Below are 16802 nucleotides of genomic sequence, written 5' to 3'. Positions count from 1 at the left end.
CGCCAGGAGAGGGTTACCCACCGCCCCGGACGCGGTCGCGGTCCGGGGCGGTGAGTCGGGTCACGCGCAGGTGACGCCGTTGAGCTTGACGTTCGACGGCGCCGGGGACGACGGGCCGGTGGCCGTGTACCCGATGGCCACGCTGGCACCCGGCGCCAGCGACAGGCTCCAGCTCGGCGCGGCGGCCGTGATGGTGGTGCCGCTCTGGGTCACCGTGGCGTTCCAGCCGTTGGTGAGGCTCACTCCGCTGGGCACCGTCCAGGTGACCGCCCACGGGTTGACCGCGCTGGTGCTGGTGTTGGTCACCTTCACCTCGGCCTGGTAGCCGCCGTCCCACGCGTTCGTGATGGTCACGACCTTGGTGCAGCCGCCGCTGCCGCTGGGCGACGGCGACGCCGACCGCGACGGCGAGGGCGACGGGGATGCCGACCGCGACGGCGAGGGCGACGGCGACGCCGACCGGGACGGCGACGGGCTGGCCGACGACGGCTGCGGCGACGGGTTGCCCGACGGCGGGTTCAGGTACGGCTGGAGGATGTTGTACTTCTGGGTGTTGATCGAGTACCAGTCGTCGAGTGCGATACCCCCGGTGTCACCCGAGTTGGGGTTCCACGACCAGTACGTGAACGACAGCCCGTTGTCGCCGATGTAGCCCATCAGCTTGGTCAGCCACTGCACGTCGAGCGGGTTGGCCAGCGTGCTGCCGAACTCGCCGATCATGATCGGGGCCACGTTCTGCTTGGCGATCTTGCCCCAGAAGGCGTCCCAGACGGCCGGCAGGTTGTTCGGGAAGTTCGGGTCGTTGAACCAGGACTGCCGGTCGTAGACCGAGATGCCGTACTCGTGCGGCGAGTAGACCAGGCGGTTGGCGACGTTGAGCCGGACCGGCTTGTCGATCGCGGCGGACAGGTTGCCGCCCCACCAGTCGCAGGCCATCGGGTCGTCCGGGATGTTGTCCCAGACGTTGGCCACGCCGCCGGACAGGCAGCTCACGCCCTCGACGAAGATCAGCCAGTTCGCGTTCGTCTGGAGGATCGCGTTGCCGATGCGCTCGGCCGCCAGGCGCCAGTCGCGGGCCTGCACGTCGCAGCCCCAGCAGGCGCCGGTCGCGGCCGGGTCGGTGCCCTCGGCGTGCGGCTCGTTGAACAGGTCGGCCCCGATCACCGTCGGGTTGCCGGCGTACCGCGCGGCCAGCGACTGCCAGTCGGCGATCATGCTGGCCTCGGAGACCGACGCGGTGTACCACAGTGGGGTCTGCCCGGCCGCGGTCGGCCGGTGCCGGTCGAGGATGACGCGCATCCCCTTGGTCCCGGCGTACGCGATCACCTTGTCCAGGATCTGCAGGGGCGACAGCCCCACCAGGTCCGGGTTGGTGAAATCGTTGATGCCGGTGGCGGCGGCGCCGGCCTTCAGCGCGTCACCGGAGTACGGCACGCGCAGGGTGTTGAAGCCCAGCGACGCCATCCGGTCGAGCTGCCCCTTCCAGGTGGCCGGGGCGTTGGCCCACAGCCCGTGGAAGGTCTTGTTGTCGGTCTCCATGCCGAACCAGTTGATACCGGTCAGGCGGACGACCTTGCCGGCGCTGTCGACGATGTTGCGACCGTTGGTGTGCAGGTAACCGGTGCCGGTGTCGGCACTGGCCGGGCCTGCGGTGAGGGTGACCGCCACGAGGGCGGTGGCCGCTGCGGCGAGCGCGGCCGAGACGGCGGCCACGAGGGCAGCCGGACGGGACTTCCAACGCATTTCGGGTGTGCTCCATCCATAACGGACTTCTGCTTGATCGGGAAATGCGTGCCTGCCCTGGCTCCGGATACATCGTGCACCGTCCATGCCGGACACAGCAAGAGGGGCGGGCGCCGCAGCGCCCGCCCCTCTTGGTTGATCTGCTGAAACTCAGCTGGCCTTCTCGGCCAGCGCAAGAAAGTTTCGCTTGCCCGCGAGCGCCTGCTCGGCCTCCTTGATGCGCTTGGTGTCGCCGGCCGCCTGGGCCCGCTCCAGCCGCGCCTCGGCCTCGGCCACCTGCTCGCGCATCTGCGCCAGCAGCGGGTTGGCCGACGGCTCGGTCCGCCGCCACGCCGCGTCCATGGCCTCGCGCACCTTGTCCTCGACCGCGCGCAGGCGCCGGTCCAGCCCGGCGACCGACTCGCGCGGCACCCGGCCGGTGTCGTGCCACTGGCCCAGGATGTCGCGCAGCGTGTTCTGCGCGATCTTCGGGTCGGCGTCGACGTCGATCGCCTCGGCCTGCGACAGCAGCTCCTGGCGGCGGGTCAGCGCGGCCTTCTGCTCGTTGTCACGGGCGGAGAAGACCTCGCTGCGGCGGGAGAAGAAGGCGTCCTGCGCGGCCCGGAAACGGTCCCACAGCTTCTGCTCGGCCTCCTTGGAGGCGCGCGGCGCGGTCTTCCAGTCCGCCATCAGCTCCTTGAGCCGGGCCGCGGTGGCCGCCCAGTCGGTCGACTCGGCCAGCGACTCGGCCTCGGCCACCAGATCGTCCTTGACGGTCTGGGCCTGCTTGCGGGCCGCGTCCAGCGTGGCGAAGTGACCGCCGCGACGACGGGTGAAGCTGTCACGGGCGACGGAGAAGCGCTTCCACAGGTCGCCGTCGGTCTTCTTGTCGACCCCGCGGATGGTCTTCCACTCGTCGAGGATCTCCTTGAACCGGTCGCCGGTCGCCTTCCAGCTGGTCGACTCGGCGGCCAGCTTCTCGGCCTCTTCGACCAGGGTGGTCTTGCGGGCCACCGCCTCGGCGCGCGCGGCGTCACGGGCGGCCTTGGCGGCACCCGCCTTCTCGTCGGCCAGGCCCGACAGCCGCTCCAGGCGGGCGGCCAGGCCGTCGATGTCGCCGACCACGTGTGCCTCGTCCAGGCTCGCGCGCAGGCGCTTGACGGTGGTCAGGCTCTGGGCGGCGTCGGCCGCCCCGGAGTTGAGGCGCGTCTCGATCAGGTCGACCTCGGTGACGAGATCCTCGTACCGTCGGACGAAGTGCGCCAAACCCTCCTCGGGAGTGCCGGCCTGCCATGATCCGACGGCGCGCTCGCCCGCGGCCGACTTCACCCAGACCGTGCCGTCCGCGTCCACCCGGCCATACGATGCCCAGTCGCTCATGATGTCCATCCTCGTTCTTCCCGAACGAACCCCGCCACGTCCATGCCGAGGTCGCCGCCATAGCGCAGTCAAACCTGTGGTCCGGTGGGAGAGTACGCCGACGCTCCCAGAGCATTGTCACAGGTCCCGCCGGGCACGCGTCGCGCGCCCAGGACAAGGTGACCTTACGGGGTCGGCGGCCGTACCGCATCTGGTGTGGCCCCGCTGACAGAGCACGATCCGGTTACGGTTGTCCACGTGAGCCCCGAGCCTGTCGCCGCCGAGGTGGTCGCCGTCGTAGGCCCGACCGCCGCGGGCAAGTCCGCGCTGTCCATCGCCCTGGCGCACGCGCTGCGCGGCGAGGTGGTCAACTGCGACTCGATGCAGGTCTACCGGGGAATGGACATCGGCACCGCCAAGCTCACCGAGGCCGAGCGCGAGGGCGTGCCGCACCACCTGCTCGACGTGTGGCCCGTCACCGCCCCGGCCAGCGTGGCGGAGTTCCAGCGCCTGGCCCGCGCCGCCATCGACGACATCCGCTCGCGCGGGAAGGTGCCGCTGCTCGTCGGCGGCTCGGGGCTGTACCAGCGGGCGGTCCTGGAGGACTTCGAGTTCCCGGGCACCGACCCGGGCGTACGCGCCCGGCTGGAGGCGGAGCTGGAGGCGGCCGGCCCGGCGCCGCTGCACGCCCGGCTGGCCCAGGCCGACCCGGTCGCCGCCGCGAAGATCCTGCCCAGCAACGGGCGGCGCATCGTCCGCGCGCTGGAGGTGATCGAGCTCACGGGCAGGCCCTTCACCGCGTCGCTGCCCGATCCGGTGCCGGTCTACCGGTGCCTACAGCTCGCCGTCGACCGGGTCGACCTGGACGAGCGGGTCGAGACGCGGGTGGACCGGATGTGGGCGGCCGGGTTCGTCGACGAGGTGCGCGGGCTGCTGCCGTACGGGCTCGACGGCAGTCTCACCGCGTCGCGGGCGCTCGGATACCAGCAGGTCCTGGCCTTCCTGCGGGGCGAGTGCGCGGAGGATGAGGCACACCGGGACACGGTCACCGGCACGCGCCGGTTCGTCCGGCGGCAGCGCTCCTGGCTGCGCCGCGACCCCTCGGTACGCTGGCTCGACGGCGCCGCGCCCGACCTCGTCGAGCAGGCGATAAAGATCATCGACAGTGGTGGCGGAGTGGCATGAGGTTCACCAAGGGGCACGGCACCGGCAACGACTTCGTGATCATCGAGGATCTCGACGGCACGGTGGAGCTGACCCCGGCCCAGGTCGCCGCCCTGTGCGACCGCCGCTTCGGCGTCGGCGGCGACGGCGTGCTGCGGGTCCAGCGCTCGACCGACCCGGCCGCCGAGTTCTTCATGGACTACTGGAACTCCGACGGCTCCCTGTCCGAGATGTGCGGCAACGGGGTCCGCGTGTTCGCCCGGTACCTGCACACCCGCGGGCTGGCCGGCGAGGTCATCCCCGTCTCCACCCGCGGCGGCCTGCGCACCGCGTACGTCGAGGGCGACTGGATCCGGGTCGACATGGCCGCACCGGCGATCCTGGGCGAGTCCACCGCGATCGTGGACGGCGTCGAATACCGCGGGCTGGGCGTCTCCATGGGCAACCCGCACCTGGTCTGCGACGTCGACGCCGACACCCTCGCCTCGGTCGACCTGAGCCGGGCCCCGAAGACCGACGCGGGGATGTTCCCGGCCCTGGTCAACGTCGAGTTCTCGCTGAAGCTCGCCGCCGACCACCGCCGGATGCGGGTGTACGAGCGCGGCTCCGGCGAGACCATGTCCTGCGGTACGGGCGCGACGGCGGTGGGGGTGGCCGCCCTGTACACCTCGGGCCGCTCGTCCGGCACGGTCACCGTCGACGTCCCCGGCGGCCGCCTCGCCGTCACCCTCGACGCCAGTACCAGCTGGCTCGCCGGCCCCGCCGTCCTCACCTACACCGGCGACATCCCCCTCCCCCGACTCTGACCCCGTCCCGCCCCCTCCCGCCCCCTTCTGTGCCGTAAACGGCGATCTTCGCTGGGTGATCGCCGTTTACGGTCAGAAAGTGCGGAAATCGCCCCTACTTTGACCGTAAACGGCGATCATCGGCCCCTGAGGAGGCGTGGGGCGGGGGTCAGGGGGTGGAGTCGAGGGTGGAGGTGATGGTGGACTGCTGGGCTACGGCGCGGACGGCGGCGGCCACCGCGGGGGCGACGCGGGCGTCGAAGACGCTCGGGACGATGACGCTCGGGTTGAGCTTCTCCTCGCCGACCACGTCCGCGATGGCGATCGCGGCGGCCAGCGCCATCTCCTGGGTGAACTCGCGGGCCTGGGCGTCGAGCATGCCGCGGAACACGCCCGGGAACGCCAGCACGTTGTTGATCTGGTTGGGCTGGTCGGAGCGGCCGGTGGCCACGACCGCCGCGTGCTTGCGGGCCTCGCGCGGGTCGACCTCCGGGTCGGGGTTGGCCAGCGCGAACACGATCGAGTTCGGGGCCATTCGGGCGATGTCGTCGCCGGTGAGCAGGTTGGGCGCGCTCACGCCGATGAACACGTCGGCGCCCGCGATGGCGCCGGGCAGGTCGCCGGAGTAGTTCCCCTTGTTGGTGTGCTCGACCAGCCACTGCCAGTCCGGGCCGAGCCCGGCCATGTCGCGGTGCAGGGCGCCGCGGCGGTCGTACGCGATGACGTCGCCGACGCCCTGGCGCAGCAGCAGCTTCATGATCGCCGTACCGGCCGCGCCGGCGCCGGAGACCACGACCTTGACGTCCTCCAGCTTCTTGCCGACCACGCGCAGCGCGTTGGTCAGCGCGGCGAGCACGCAGATCGCGGTGCCGTGCTGGTCGTCGTGGAAGACCGGGATGTCGAGCATCTCGCGCAGCCGGGCCTCGATCTCGAAGCAGCGCGGGGCGGCGATGTCCTCCAGGTTGATGCCGCCGTACACCGGGGCGATGGCCCGGACGATCTGGATGATCTCCTCGGTGTCCTGGGTGTCGAGGCAGACCGGCCAGGCGTCGACGCCGCCGAAGCGCTTGAACAGGGCGGCCTTGCCCTCCATCACCGGCAGCGCGGCGGCCGGGCCGAGGTTGCCCAGGCCGAGCACGGCCGAGCCGTCGGTGACCACGGCGACGGTGTTGCGCTTGATGGTCAGGCGGCGGGCGTCGTCGGGGTTGTCGGCGATGGCCTGGCAGACCCGGGCCACCCCGGGGGTGTACGCCCGGGACAGCTCGTCGCGTGTGCGCAGGTTCACCTTCGAGGTGACCTCGATCTTGCCGCCGAGGTGGAGCAGGAAGGTGCGGTCGGAGACCTTGCGCACCTCGACGCCGTCCATCGCCTCCAGGGCCTTGACGACCTGGTCGGCGTGGGCGCTGTCGGCGGTGTCCGCGGTGACGTCGGCCACGATGCGCACGTGGTCGGAGTCGACCACGTCGACGGCGGTGACGATCGCGCCGGACTCGCCTACCGCCATGGTGAGTCGCCCGATCGCCGAGGAGTCGGCAATGACCGCCACTCGTACGGTGATGGAGTATCCGGCGCTGGGCAGGCGGGTTGTTGGCACGATGTCGCCTTTCGGGTCGATGGTCGGCCTCGATTTTCCCACTCGTTGGAACGAGGGGTTTGACGACCCCGCGACTGGCGGGTAACCAATCGGCATCGAATGCAGGTGCGTTCGAGCGCACAGCGTGCCAACCTTGAAGCCGTACCCCTAGTCGATGGAGGAGCAGATTTGCCTACATTTCCCGACACGCTGGTGGCCGACGCGACCACCGGTGACCTTGAGCTCGCCGAGCGTCACTCGCTTCGGCGCGTGGCCGGACTCTCCACCGAGCTCACGGACGTCACCGAGGTCGAATACCGGCAGCTGCGGCTCGAGCGGGTGGTGCTGGTAGGCGTCTGGACCTCCGGCACCGTCACCGACGCCGAGAACTCGCTCGCCGAGCTCGCGGCCCTGGCCGAGACGGCCGGGTCGCAGGTGCTGGAGGGCCTGATCCAGCGGCGCAGCCAGCCCGACGCGGCCACGTTCATCGGACGCGGCAAGGTCGACGAGTTGAAGGCGGCGGTCGAGTCCACCGGCGCCGACACCGTGATCTGCGACGGCGAGCTGTCGCCCAGCCAGCTGCGCAACCTGGAGGAGAAGATCAAGGTCAAGGTGGTCGACCGGACCGCCCTGATCCTGGACATCTTCGCCCAGCACGCCAAGAGCAAGGAGGGCAAGGCCCAGGTCGAACTGGCCCAGCTGCAGTACCTGGTACCCAGGCTGCGCGGTTGGGGTGAGGCGCTGTCCCGGCAGACCGGTGGTTCCGGTCGCGGCGGCGGCGCGGGCGGCGGCGTGGGTCTGCGCGGTCCCGGTGAGACGAAGCTGGAGACCGACCGCAGGCGCATCCGTACCCGGATCGCCAAGCTCAAGCGCGAGATCACCGCGATGGGCACCATCCGCGAGACCAAGCGGCACGGCCGCAAGGCCGCCGAGGTGCCGTCGGTGGCGATCGCGGGCTACACCAACGCGGGCAAGTCCAGCCTGCTCAACCGGCTCACCGGAGCCGGGGTGCTGGTCGAGGACGCGCTGTTCGCGACCCTGGACACGGCGACGCGGCGCACCACGGCCCGCGACGGCCGGCAGTACACGCTGTCGGACACCGTCGGGTTCGTGCGCCACCTGCCGCACCAGCTCGTGGAGGCGTTCCGCTCGACGCTGGAGGAGGTCGCCGGCGCGGACCTGGTCGTGCACGTGGTCGACGGGGCCCATCCGGACCCGGCCGAGCAGGTGCGGGCGGTGCGCGAGGTGCTGGCCGAGGTCGGCGCCGACCGGCTGCCCGAGCTGCTGGTGGTCAACAAGGCCGACGCCGCGTCCGCCGAGACGCTGCTGCGGCTCAAGCGCGAGTGGCCGGACGCGGTGTTCGTCTCGGCGCGCACCGGCGACGGCATCGACGAGCTGCGCGAGGTGATCGAGTCGAAGCTGCCGGTTCCGGCGGTGGAGGTGGTCGCGTGCGTGCCGTACGACCGGGGCGACCTGGTGGCGAAGGTCCACCGCAGGGGTGAGGTGCTCGCGTCGGGACACACCGCCGCGGGTACGCAGCTCAAGGTGCGGGTGGACCGCGAACTGGCCGCTGAGCTGGAGCGATTCGCAATCACCGAAAGTGACTGGGTCTCAGACGCATCGTGACGAATTAATCGCGTTACACGGTAGTGCGTCCGGTCGTGGCAAACTGTCCGGATGCGGTTAACGGGATTCCTGGTCAAGGCATGCGCGGCCACATTCGGTGTCGCGCTCGGAGCCGGGCTGCTCAGCGCCCCTGCCGGGGCGGAGCCGGGCCCGTCACCGAGCGCGGCACCGGCGGCCGTCCCGGGGACGAAGGTGTGCACGATCTCGGACCCCCGCCTGACCGAGCTGTCCGGCATGGTCGCCGTCGGCAACAACTACTACGTGATCAACGACGGCTCGACGATCGCGGGCCGGACGCGGATCTTCAAGCTGAACAAGCAGTGCGGGGTCGTCGGCAGCGCCATCGCCTACAAGGGCGACGGCGCGCGCGACCCCGAGGACATGGCGCTCTCGCCGGACGGCAAGACCATCTGGATCGCCGACACCGGCGACAACGACGAGAGCTTCAAGCAGACCCGGCCGACCGTCGCGCTGTGGAAGATGGTCAACGACAAGGTCTCCGGCCCGTACCGGCTGAAGTACCCGACGACGAAGTACGACGCCGAGGCGCTGCTGATCGACAAAGACGGCAACCCGCTCATCATCACGAAGAACTGGGACTTCAGCGAGAAGGGCACCACGCACCTCTTCGCCCCGGTCACCCCGCTGGGCGCCGAGGGCGCGACGGTGGAGCTGAAGGAGGTCGGCACCGTCAAGCTGCCGCTCACCCAGACCGAGGTGATCGGCGGTATGGCGGCCCGCCGCATGGTGACCGGCGCCGCGGCCTCGCCCGACGGCAAGAAGGTCGTGCTGCGCACCTACGCCGACGCGCTGGAGTACGACGTCACCGACGGCGACATCCTCGGCGCGCTGACCAAGGGCAAGGCGCGGGTCACCCCCGTCGCCGACGATCCGCGCCGCGGTGAGGCGATCACCTACACCACCGACGGCACCAAGTTCCTCACCGTCTCCGAGACCGAGCACCTCAAGAACACCGACCCGGCCCGCAAGGCGGTGATCTGGAGCTACACGCCCAGCGTGGAGCACTTCGTCGAGCAGGCGCCGCAGCAGGGGCCGAAGAAGGCCGGCAAGGCCTGGTATCTGAGCATCTTCAACAGCGTCAGCGACCTGTACCTCGCGCTCGGCGGCGTCGGCGTCTTCGGCGTGCTGCTGGTGCTGCTGGGCGTGTTCGGCATCGTGAAGGCGCGCAAGCGGCGGGGCCGCAAGGGCGGCGACGACGAGCCGCTGGACGACCTGGCGCCCGCCGACAACTCGGCCACCGCGATGCTCGCCCCGGTCGGCGGCTACCAGTCCGGCTACTACGCCGACGGCTACGGCCAGCAGCAGCAGGGCTACGGCGGCCAGCAGCAGGGCGGCGGCTACGACCAGTACGGCGGCCAGCAGCAGGGCGGCTACGACCAGTACGGCGGGCAGCAGTACGGCGGTCAGCAGCAGGGTGGCCAGCAGCAGGGCGGCTACGACCAGCAGGTGTACGCGGGCCAGGGCTACGGCGGCCAGCAGGGCGGCTACGGCGCGGACCCGTACGCGGGCCAGCAGTACGGCCAGGGCTACGGCCAGCAGCAGGGCTACGGCGGCGACTCCGGCTACGACCCGTACGCGGGCCAGCAGGGCGGCCAGGGCTACGGCCAGCAGCCGCCGGGCGGCCAGTACGGCAACCAGCCGCAGGACTACGGCAACGAGGGCTATCAGCAGTACCGCTGACCGCATCAGCGCGACGGCCCCGGCGGGTGCTCCCGCCGGGGCCGTGCCATGTCAGAGTGCCGCGTCAGAGTGCCGTGTCCGGGGCCGGGTCAGACCCGGCGCATCACGAACACGACCTTGCCGAGGATGACGGCGGCGTCGCCGGGGATCGGGTCGTAGGCCGGGTTGCGCGGCATGAGCTGCACGTGCCCCTCGCGCAGCCGGTAGACCTTCACCGTCGCCTCGCCGTCGATCATCGCCGCGACGATGTCGCCGTTCTCGGCGACCTGCTGCTGGCGCACGACGACCCAGTCGCCGTCGCAGATCGCGGCCTCGATCATCGAGTCGCCCTTGACCTGGAGCGAGAAGAGCGTGCCCTGGCCGACCAGCTCGCGCGGCAGCGGCAGCACCTCCTCGATCGACTCCTCGGCCAGGATCGGGCCACCGGCGGCGATGCGGCCGAGCAGCGGCACGTATACCGGGGTGGGGCGGGCGGGCACGGCCGTCTCGTCATCCGGCTCGGCCGCGGTGCGCACGTCGACGGCGCGCGGGCGCGACGGGTCGCGGCGCAGGAAGCCCTTCCGCTCCAGCTCCTTGAGCTGGTAGGCGACCGACGAGGGGGAGACGAGGCCGACGGCCTCGCCGATCTCGCGCACGGTGGGCGGGTAGCCGTACTGCTCCACCCACTCCTTGATCACGATGAGGATGCGCCGCTGGCGGCTGCTGAGCTCCCCGTTCTGCAGGTCGGCCGCGGTGCCGCTGGTCGCCGCCACCGCCCGCAAGGGTCCCGCTCCGGCGGGCGCGGACGGCGGCCGGCCAGGCCGCGACGCTCGCTCATTGGGGGACATTCGGACCTCCGGTGATGGGGCGGATGCGCAGCCGCCAAGTGGTCATCGGGGAGACGAGACTGGCGGTGAACGTTACGAGTGGTTCTTACCGGACACCTTAATGCGACTTGGTGTCAGTTTCAAACATCTGTACGATCCTCCATTTGTGTCGATGCTTGATCACCGGTTCGCCCCGGGCGGGTGACGGTGCGTGTTGTTGCTCGCGACACGTCCCAGAAATGGGCGCGCCAACTTGCGACCGGGGCCCGTGGGGCATAAGTTCAACCCCACATCTTGTGGTGGTGTCGAGCCGACCACCCACAGATTGGGTTTCAGAGCCCATCTCGTGGGGGAACGGCCGAGTCACTCTCCGTCGTTGTACCCGTTGGCGGCCGCGTTGGCGACCGTCGGCGAAGTCATGCCCGGAGCAGTGCCGCACCACCCGGACGGTGACGACGACGTGGAGGTGACAGCGATGCGATGCCCGTACTGCCGACACCCCGACTCCCGCGTGGTCGACTCCCGGGAGGCCGAGGACGGCGCCCTGATCCGGCGCCGCCGCCACTGCCCCGAGTGCGGCAAGCGGTTCACCACGGTCGAGGAGACGGTCCTGTCGGTGGTCAAGCGCAGCGGCGTGACCGAGCCGTTCAGCCGTTCGAAGATCATGAACGGGGTGCGCAAGGCGTGCCAGGGCCGGCCGGTCGCCGAGGACGCGATCGCGCTGCTGGCGCAGCGGGTCGAGGACGTGGTGCGCGCCCGGGGCGCCGCCGAGGTGCCCAGCCAGGAAGTCGGCCTGGCCATCCTGGGGCCGCTGCGGGACCTCGACGAGGTCGCCTACCTGCGGTTCGCCTCCGTCTATCAGGACTTCCAGTCCGCCGACGACTTCATCCGCGAGATCGAGTCGCTGCGGCGGCATAACCAGCCCGTCCCGGGGCAGGAAGCTGCCGGGCCGGACGTCACCGAGGACGCCGCCATGGGCGCCGGGGCCGGGCAGGTCGCGGGCTGAGGCCCGTACCAGAACGTGTTTGCAGTTTTTGCAGTTGAAGTTGTTGTTGAACCGTTGACCTTAGGGGGCTGACGTGGGGGAGAACGCAACAGCGAGCGCCAGGCGCACGCGGGCGGGCGCCGGTGGTCTGAAGATCGAGCGGGTCTGGACGACCGAGGGCGTCCACCCGTACGACGAGATCGCCTGGGAGCGCCGGGACGTCGTGATGACGAACTGGCGCGACGGCTCGATCAACTTCGAGCAGCGCGGGGTGGAGTTCCCCGAGTCCTGGAGCGTCAACGCGACCAACATCGTGACCACGAAGTACTTCCGGGGCGCGGTTGGCACCCCGGAGCGGGAGTGGAGCCTGCGCCAGCTCATCGACCGGGTGGTCAAGACCTACCGCAAGGCCGGTGAGGAGTACCGCTACTTCGCCACCGCCGCCGACGCCGAGGTCTTCGAGCACGAGCTGACCTGGATGCTGCTGCACCAGGTGTTCAGCTTCAACTCGCCGGTGTGGTTCAACGTCGGCACGGCCAGCCCGCAGCAGGTCAGCGCCTGCTTCATCCTGTCCGTGGACGACTCGGTCGACTCCATCATGGACTGGTACAAGGAAGAGGGGCTGATCTTCAAGGGCGGCTCCGGCTCCGGCATCAACCTGTCCCGCATCCGCGCCAGCAGGGAGCTGCTCTCCTCCGGCGGCACCGCCTCCGGCCCGGTCAGCTTCATGCGCGGCGCCGACGCCTCCGCGGGCACCATCAAGTCCGGCGGCGCCACCCGCCGCGCGGCCAAGATGGTCATCCTCGACGTGGACCACCCGGACATCGAGGAGTTCATCTCGACCAAGGCGCGCGAGGAGGACAAGATCCGCGCGCTGCGGGACGCGGGCTTCGACATGGACCTGGGCGGCCGCGACATCGTCAGCGTGCAGTACCAGAACGCCAACAACTCGGTGCGCGTCTCCGACGAGTTCATGCAGCGGGTCGCGGAGGGCAAGACCTTCGACCTGGTCGGCCGCCTCGACGGCCGCGTCATCGAGACCATCGACGCCAAGGGCCTGTTCCGCAAGCTCGCGAAGGCCGCGTGGGAGTGCGCCGACCCCGGCATCCAGTACGACGACACCATCAACGCCTGGCACACCTGCTCCGAGACCGGCCGCATCACCGCGAGCAACCCCTGCTCGGAGTACCTGCACCTGGACGACACCTCGTGCAACCTGGCGTCGCTGAACCTGATGAAGTTCCTCGGCACCGACGGCAGCTTCGACGTCGAGAAGTTCACCCGGTCGGTCGAGTTCGTCATCACGGCGATGGACATCTCGATCTGCTTCGCCGACTTCCCGACCGAGAAGATCACCGACAACACCCGGGCCTACCGGCAGCTCGGCATCGGCTACGCCAACCTCGGCGCCCTGCTGATGGCCTCGGGCCTGCCGTACGACTCCGAGGCGGGCCGCTCCCTGTCCGCCGCGATCACGGCCCTGATGACCGGTGCCGCCTACCGCCGCTCGGCCGAGCTGGCCGGCGTCGTCGGCGCGTACGACGGGTACGCCCGCAACGCGACCCCGCACCAGAAGGTCATGCGCAAGCACGCCGCCGCCGCCGAGGCGCTCGCCCCCCAGGGCCCGGTCGCCACCGCGGTGGCCTCGGCCGCCCGCCGGGAGTGGAAGTCCGGCAACAGCCTCGGCGAGAAGCAGGGCTGGCGCAACGCCCAGGCCAGCGTGCTCGCCCCCACCGGCACCATCGGCTTCATGATGGACTGCGACACCACCGGCGTGGAGCCGGACCTGGCGCTGGTCAAGTTCAAGAAGCTGGTCGGCGGCGGCTCGATGCAGATCGTCAACCAGACCGTGCCGCGCGCGCTGCGCAACCTGGGCTACCAGGAGGAGCAGATCGAGGCGATCACCGAGTTCATCTCGGAGAACGGCCACGTCGTGGACGCCCCCGGCCTCAAGCCGGAGCACTACGCCGTGTTCGACTGCGCGATGGGCGAGCGCTCGATCGCGCCGATGGGCCACGTGCTGATGATGGCCGCGGTGCAGCCGTTCATCTCCGGCGCCATCAGCAAGACCGTCAACATGCCGGAGTCGGCGACGGTCGAAGAGGTCGAGCAGATGTACTACGACGGCTGGAAGCTCGGCCTCAAGGCGCTGGCGATCTACCGCGACAACTGCAAGGTCGGCCAGCCGCTGTCGGTCGCCAAGAAGGACAAGGAGCCCGCCGCCGCGCAGGCGGTGGCCCCGGTCGCCACCCCGGTGATCGAGAAGGTCATCGAGTACCGCCCGGTCCGCAAGCGGCTGCCGAAGAAGCGCCCGTCGCAGACGGTGTCGTTCACCGTCGGCGACGCCGAGGGCTACCTGACCGCCTCGTCGTACCCCGACGACGGTCTCGGCGAGGTGTTCCTGAAGCTCGGCAAGCAGGGCTCGACCCTGGCCGGGGTCATGGACGCGTTCTCCATCGCCGTCTCGGTCGCCCTGCAGTACGGCGTGCCGCTCCAGACGTACGTCGAGAAGTTCATGAACATGAAGTTCGAGCCGGCCGGTATGACCGACGACCCGGACATCCGCCTGTCGAACTCGGTGATCGACTACGTCTTCCGGCGGCTGGCGCTGGACTTCCTGCCGTACGACCAGCGGGCCGAGCTGGGCGTCTTCACGGCCGCCGAGCGCGCCGCGCGCCTGCGGGCCGAGGAGGAGGGTGTCGAGTACGTCCCGGCGCCCGTCGCCGCGCCGCGGGCCGACTCGGTCGTGCTGCCGGTGACCCGGGTCGGCTCGTCGACCGAGGTGCTGGAGTCGATCACCGGGCGGGTCTCGGACGCGCCGCTGTGCTACACGTGCGGCACGAAGATGCGCCCGGCCGGCAGCTGCTACGTCTGCGAGGGCTGCGGCTCCACCAGCGGTTGCAGCTGACCAGTCAGGTAGTGCTTCCGCGTATGTGCTGAAGGAGTGGCTAGGACTGCTACGCCTGGACCTCGTGGAGTCCGAACAGTAGACGATGGCCTTGGTGCTCGTGAAACGCCACGAGCACCAAGGCCATCGTCTACTACATATTGTGGCATGAGCGGTAACTGCCTACCAGATGTTGTGGTTGAGGCCTTGACTGCGGTCGACTCAAGGCTTATGTTCTTCGATGAGACGAGTAGAGCCCCGACCAGATGTCGAGGCTCGACATCCACTCAGGGCTCAGTGCAACTTTGCGACGGCTGCACCGAGACCCTACACGGGTGTGTTCCCTGGTGTACACCACACCGGACATCCTGGGTCGTGGATGGCTTGTCTGCGTGATCGCGTACGTCGGTCAGGCAGGAAGGTGCACGGCCATGTCGAACTTGAGGTTCGAAGTCCACGACTCTGGGAGTGTGGCGCAGCCGTACTACTGGCGCATCGTGGGCCGGAACGGTTATGACGTCCTGGCAAGGTCAGAGACCCTGGTCCGGAAGGAGCACGCGCTTGAGATGGCGCGGCTTCTCAAGACCTCGGCGCGACAGCTCCGGTTCGAAGTCTTCAGGTCGAACGCGGGCTACCAGCCGTGGTCGTGGCGCGTCTGGGCGGATAACAACAAGATCCTCATCTCCGCATCCGAGACCTACACGAGCCACTCGGCAGCCAACGCGGCTGCGGAGTCCGTGAAGGGCAACGCCTGGTCGGCGGAGATCGTGGACAAGACGCGCTCGGCGGCTTCGAGCTCCGCGCGCTGGTAGGTAAACGCCCTCCTCGCTTGCTGTCGAAGTGGGGAGGGCGTTTGTTGTAGGCCTAGTGTCAACCGGACGGCGTGGCAGAATCTGCCTGTGCGGCCGTTCTTGATCGAGGTGTCTGATGGGGTTCTGGACGACCTGCGGGAGCGGGTGGTGCGGACGCGGTTCGGGCGGCGCAGCGGCGCCCAGGCGTGGGATGCGGGCACCGATCCCGACTACCTGGCCGAGCTGCTGGACTACTGGGCCGAGGAGTTCGACTGGCGGGCGCAGGAGCAGCGGCTCAACGCGTACCCCCAGTTCCTGACCGAGGTCGACGGGCAGACGGTGCACTTCGTGCATGTGCGCGGCAGGCGGCCCGAGGGCGGGCCGGAGCCGCTGCCGGTGATCGTGACGCACGGCTGGCCGTACTCCTTCGCGGAGATGCTGAAACTGGTGCCGCTGCTGACCGATCCGGCGGCATCCGGGGCCGACCGGGCGGACGCGTTCGACGTGGTTATCCCGTCGCTGCCTGGGTACGCGTTCAGCGACCTGCCGCACGACGGCCCGTCCACGAAACCGAGGACCGCCGACATGTGGGCGAAACTGATGACCCGGCTCGGCTACCGCCGGTTCGGGACGTCCGGTGAGGACGTCGGCGCGGGCGTGAGCGATTGGCTCGCGGCCCGCCACCCCGAAAAGATCATCGGTTTGTACGCGGCACACGCCGCCTACCCGCCCCGCTCCCGCCGCACCGGCCTGTCCCCGGCCGAGGACGCGTTCCTGGACTGGCTGAAGGCGAAGTGGGAGGGCGGCGAGGCCTACGCCGAGCTGCAGAGCACCAGGCCGGACACGCTCACGGCGGCCCTGCTGGACTCGCCCGCCGGACTGGCGGCGTGGCTGGTCGAGAAGTTCCGGGCGTGGAGCGACTGCGGCGGCGAGATCGAGCGCCGCTGGAGCAAGGACGACCTGCTCACCGTGATCACGCTGTACTGGGTGACCGAGACCGTCGGGACCGCGATGCGGCCGTACTACGACGAGCACCACGAGCCGGTGCTGCCGCAGGTCAAGGTGCCCGCTGGGGTGAGCGTCAGCCTGGCCGATCAGGGCATGCCTCGCGAGCTGGCCGAACGCACCTACACCGACCTGCGCTTCTTCCATCCGCTGGTCTCCGGCGGCCACTTCGTCGCGTTCGAGGAACCGGACCAGGTGGCCGAGGACATGCGCGAGTTCTTCCGCCCCCTGCGCGCCGACGGCTGACCGCGCGCGCGGTGCGTCCTGCGGGGCGCGGTGGGTTCGTGCAGTTTCGGGGAAACTGCACGAACTCCGGCCGAAATTCCAGCACTTTCCCCGAAACTGCAGCGTGAGTCGGCGCCGCCCGAGGCTCAGCGGGGACTGTCGGGGGTGCGATT

12 protein-coding genes are annotated in these 16802 nt (G+C 70.0%); 8 read left to right on the top strand and 4 right to left on the bottom strand.

Features of this window, described 5'->3' with window-relative positions:
• Nucleotides 1–60: 60 nt before the first annotated feature.
• Together Cs7R123_RS34860 and Cs7R123_RS34855 are read right to left on the bottom strand one after the other, a co-directional pair.
• A complete protein-coding gene (locus tag Cs7R123_RS34860; protein ID WP_212832938.1) occupies nt 61–1743 on the bottom strand; it encodes a cellulase family glycosylhydrolase in 1683 nt (560 codons plus the stop codon).
• Nucleotides 1744–1893: 150 nt separating this feature from the next.
• Complete coding sequence (locus Cs7R123_RS34855; protein WP_212832936.1) at nt 1894–3102, bottom strand: DUF349 domain-containing protein; 1209 nt, start codon at nt 3100–3102, stop codon at nt 1894–1896.
• Nucleotides 3103–3339: 237 nt separating this feature from the next.
• Between Cs7R123_RS34855 and miaA the strand changes: the two genes are divergently transcribed.
• Both miaA and dapF read left to right on the top strand, forming a co-directional pair.
• Nucleotides 3340–4266: a tRNA (adenosine(37)-N6)-dimethylallyltransferase MiaA gene (gene miaA / locus Cs7R123_RS34850; protein WP_244872337.1), complete on the top strand. Its 927-nt coding sequence runs from the start codon at nt 3340–3342 to the stop codon at nt 4264–4266.
• Nucleotides 4263–5051 carry a diaminopimelate epimerase gene (gene dapF / locus Cs7R123_RS34845; RefSeq protein ID WP_212832932.1) on the top strand — a complete coding sequence of 263 codons (789 nt, stop codon included), beginning with the start codon at nt 4263–4265 and terminating at the stop codon, nt 5049–5051. The genes miaA and dapF overlap by 4 nt, the downstream gene beginning before the upstream one ends.
• Before the next feature lie 148 nt (nt 5052–5199).
• On the opposite strand, the gene Cs7R123_RS34840 is transcribed toward dapF, so the two are convergent.
• A complete protein-coding gene (locus Cs7R123_RS34840; protein ID WP_308442903.1) occupies nt 5200–6624 on the bottom strand; it encodes an NAD-dependent malic enzyme in 1425 nt (474 codons plus the stop codon).
• Nucleotides 6625–6792: 168 nt separating this feature from the next.
• Here Cs7R123_RS34840 and hflX point away from each other — a divergent pair, with 168 nt between their 5' ends.
• Together hflX and Cs7R123_RS40935 are read left to right on the top strand one after the other, a co-directional pair.
• Complete coding sequence (gene hflX / locus Cs7R123_RS34835) at nt 6793–8229, top strand: GTPase HflX (RefSeq protein ID WP_374707058.1); 1437 nt, start codon at nt 6793–6795, stop codon at nt 8227–8229.
• Nucleotides 8230–8280: 51 nt separating this feature from the next.
• A complete protein-coding gene (locus Cs7R123_RS40935) occupies nt 8281–9930 on the top strand; it encodes a hypothetical protein (RefSeq protein WP_212832927.1) in 1650 nt (549 codons plus the stop codon).
• A gap of 89 nt (nt 9931–10019) precedes the next feature.
• On the opposite strand, the gene lexA is transcribed toward Cs7R123_RS40935, so the two are convergent.
• A complete protein-coding gene (gene lexA / locus Cs7R123_RS34825) occupies nt 10020–10757 on the bottom strand; it encodes a transcriptional repressor LexA (protein WP_212832926.1) in 738 nt (245 codons plus the stop codon).
• A gap of 454 nt (nt 10758–11211) precedes the next feature.
• Between lexA and nrdR the strand changes: the two genes are divergently transcribed.
• The 4 genes from nrdR to Cs7R123_RS34805 all read left to right on the top strand — a co-directional run bounded on the left by nrdR (nt 11212) and on the right by Cs7R123_RS34805 (nt 16650).
• A complete protein-coding gene (gene nrdR / locus Cs7R123_RS34820) occupies nt 11212–11742 on the top strand; it encodes a transcriptional regulator NrdR (RefSeq protein WP_212832925.1) in 531 nt (176 codons plus the stop codon).
• A gap of 73 nt (nt 11743–11815) precedes the next feature.
• The gene (locus Cs7R123_RS34815) at nt 11816–14629 is read left to right on the top strand and encodes a vitamin B12-dependent ribonucleotide reductase (protein WP_212832924.1); all 2814 of its coding nucleotides are present in this window, start codon (nt 11816–11818) and stop codon (nt 14627–14629) included.
• 449 nt (nt 14630–15078) lie between these two features.
• Nucleotides 15079–15420, top strand: a complete 342-nt coding sequence (locus Cs7R123_RS34810; protein WP_212832923.1) for a DUF1508 domain-containing protein — start codon at nt 15079–15081, stop codon at nt 15418–15420.
• 87 nt (nt 15421–15507) lie between these two features.
• Nucleotides 15508–16650 carry an epoxide hydrolase family protein gene (locus Cs7R123_RS34805; protein WP_212832922.1) on the top strand — a complete coding sequence of 381 codons (1143 nt, stop codon included), beginning with the start codon at nt 15508–15510 and terminating at the stop codon, nt 16648–16650.
• The last annotated feature ends 152 nt before the right edge of the window (nt 16651–16802 follow it).

The organism is Catellatospora sp. TT07R-123 (genome assembly GCF_018327705.1).
In the GTDB taxonomy this organism is placed as follows: domain Bacteria; phylum Actinomycetota; class Actinomycetes; order Mycobacteriales; family Micromonosporaceae; genus Catellatospora.
The sequence above is the reverse complement of the archived record's forward strand: the minus strand, read 5'-3'. Positions and strand labels throughout refer to the sequence as shown.

Excerpts from the sequence above, each read along its gene's own strand:
- Cs7R123_RS34860 (WP_212832938.1), bottom strand. The coding sequence starts at position 1,743 with ATGCGTTGGAAGTCCCGTCCGGCTGCCCTCGTGGCCGCCGTCTCGGCC.
- Cs7R123_RS34855 (WP_212832936.1), bottom strand. The coding sequence starts at position 3,102 with ATGAGCGACTGGGCATCGTATGGCCGGGTGGACGCGGACGGCACGGTC.
- dapF (WP_212832932.1), top strand. The coding sequence starts at position 4,263 with ATGAGGTTCACCAAGGGGCACGGCACCGGCAACGACTTCGTGATCATC.
- Cs7R123_RS40935 (WP_212832927.1), top strand. The coding sequence starts at position 8,281 with ATGCGGTTAACGGGATTCCTGGTCAAGGCATGCGCGGCCACATTCGGT.
- lexA (WP_212832926.1), bottom strand. The coding sequence starts at position 10,757 with ATGTCCCCCAATGAGCGAGCGTCGCGGCCTGGCCGGCCGCCGTCCGCG.
- nrdR (WP_212832925.1), top strand. The coding sequence starts at position 11,212 with ATGCGATGCCCGTACTGCCGACACCCCGACTCCCGCGTGGTCGACTCC.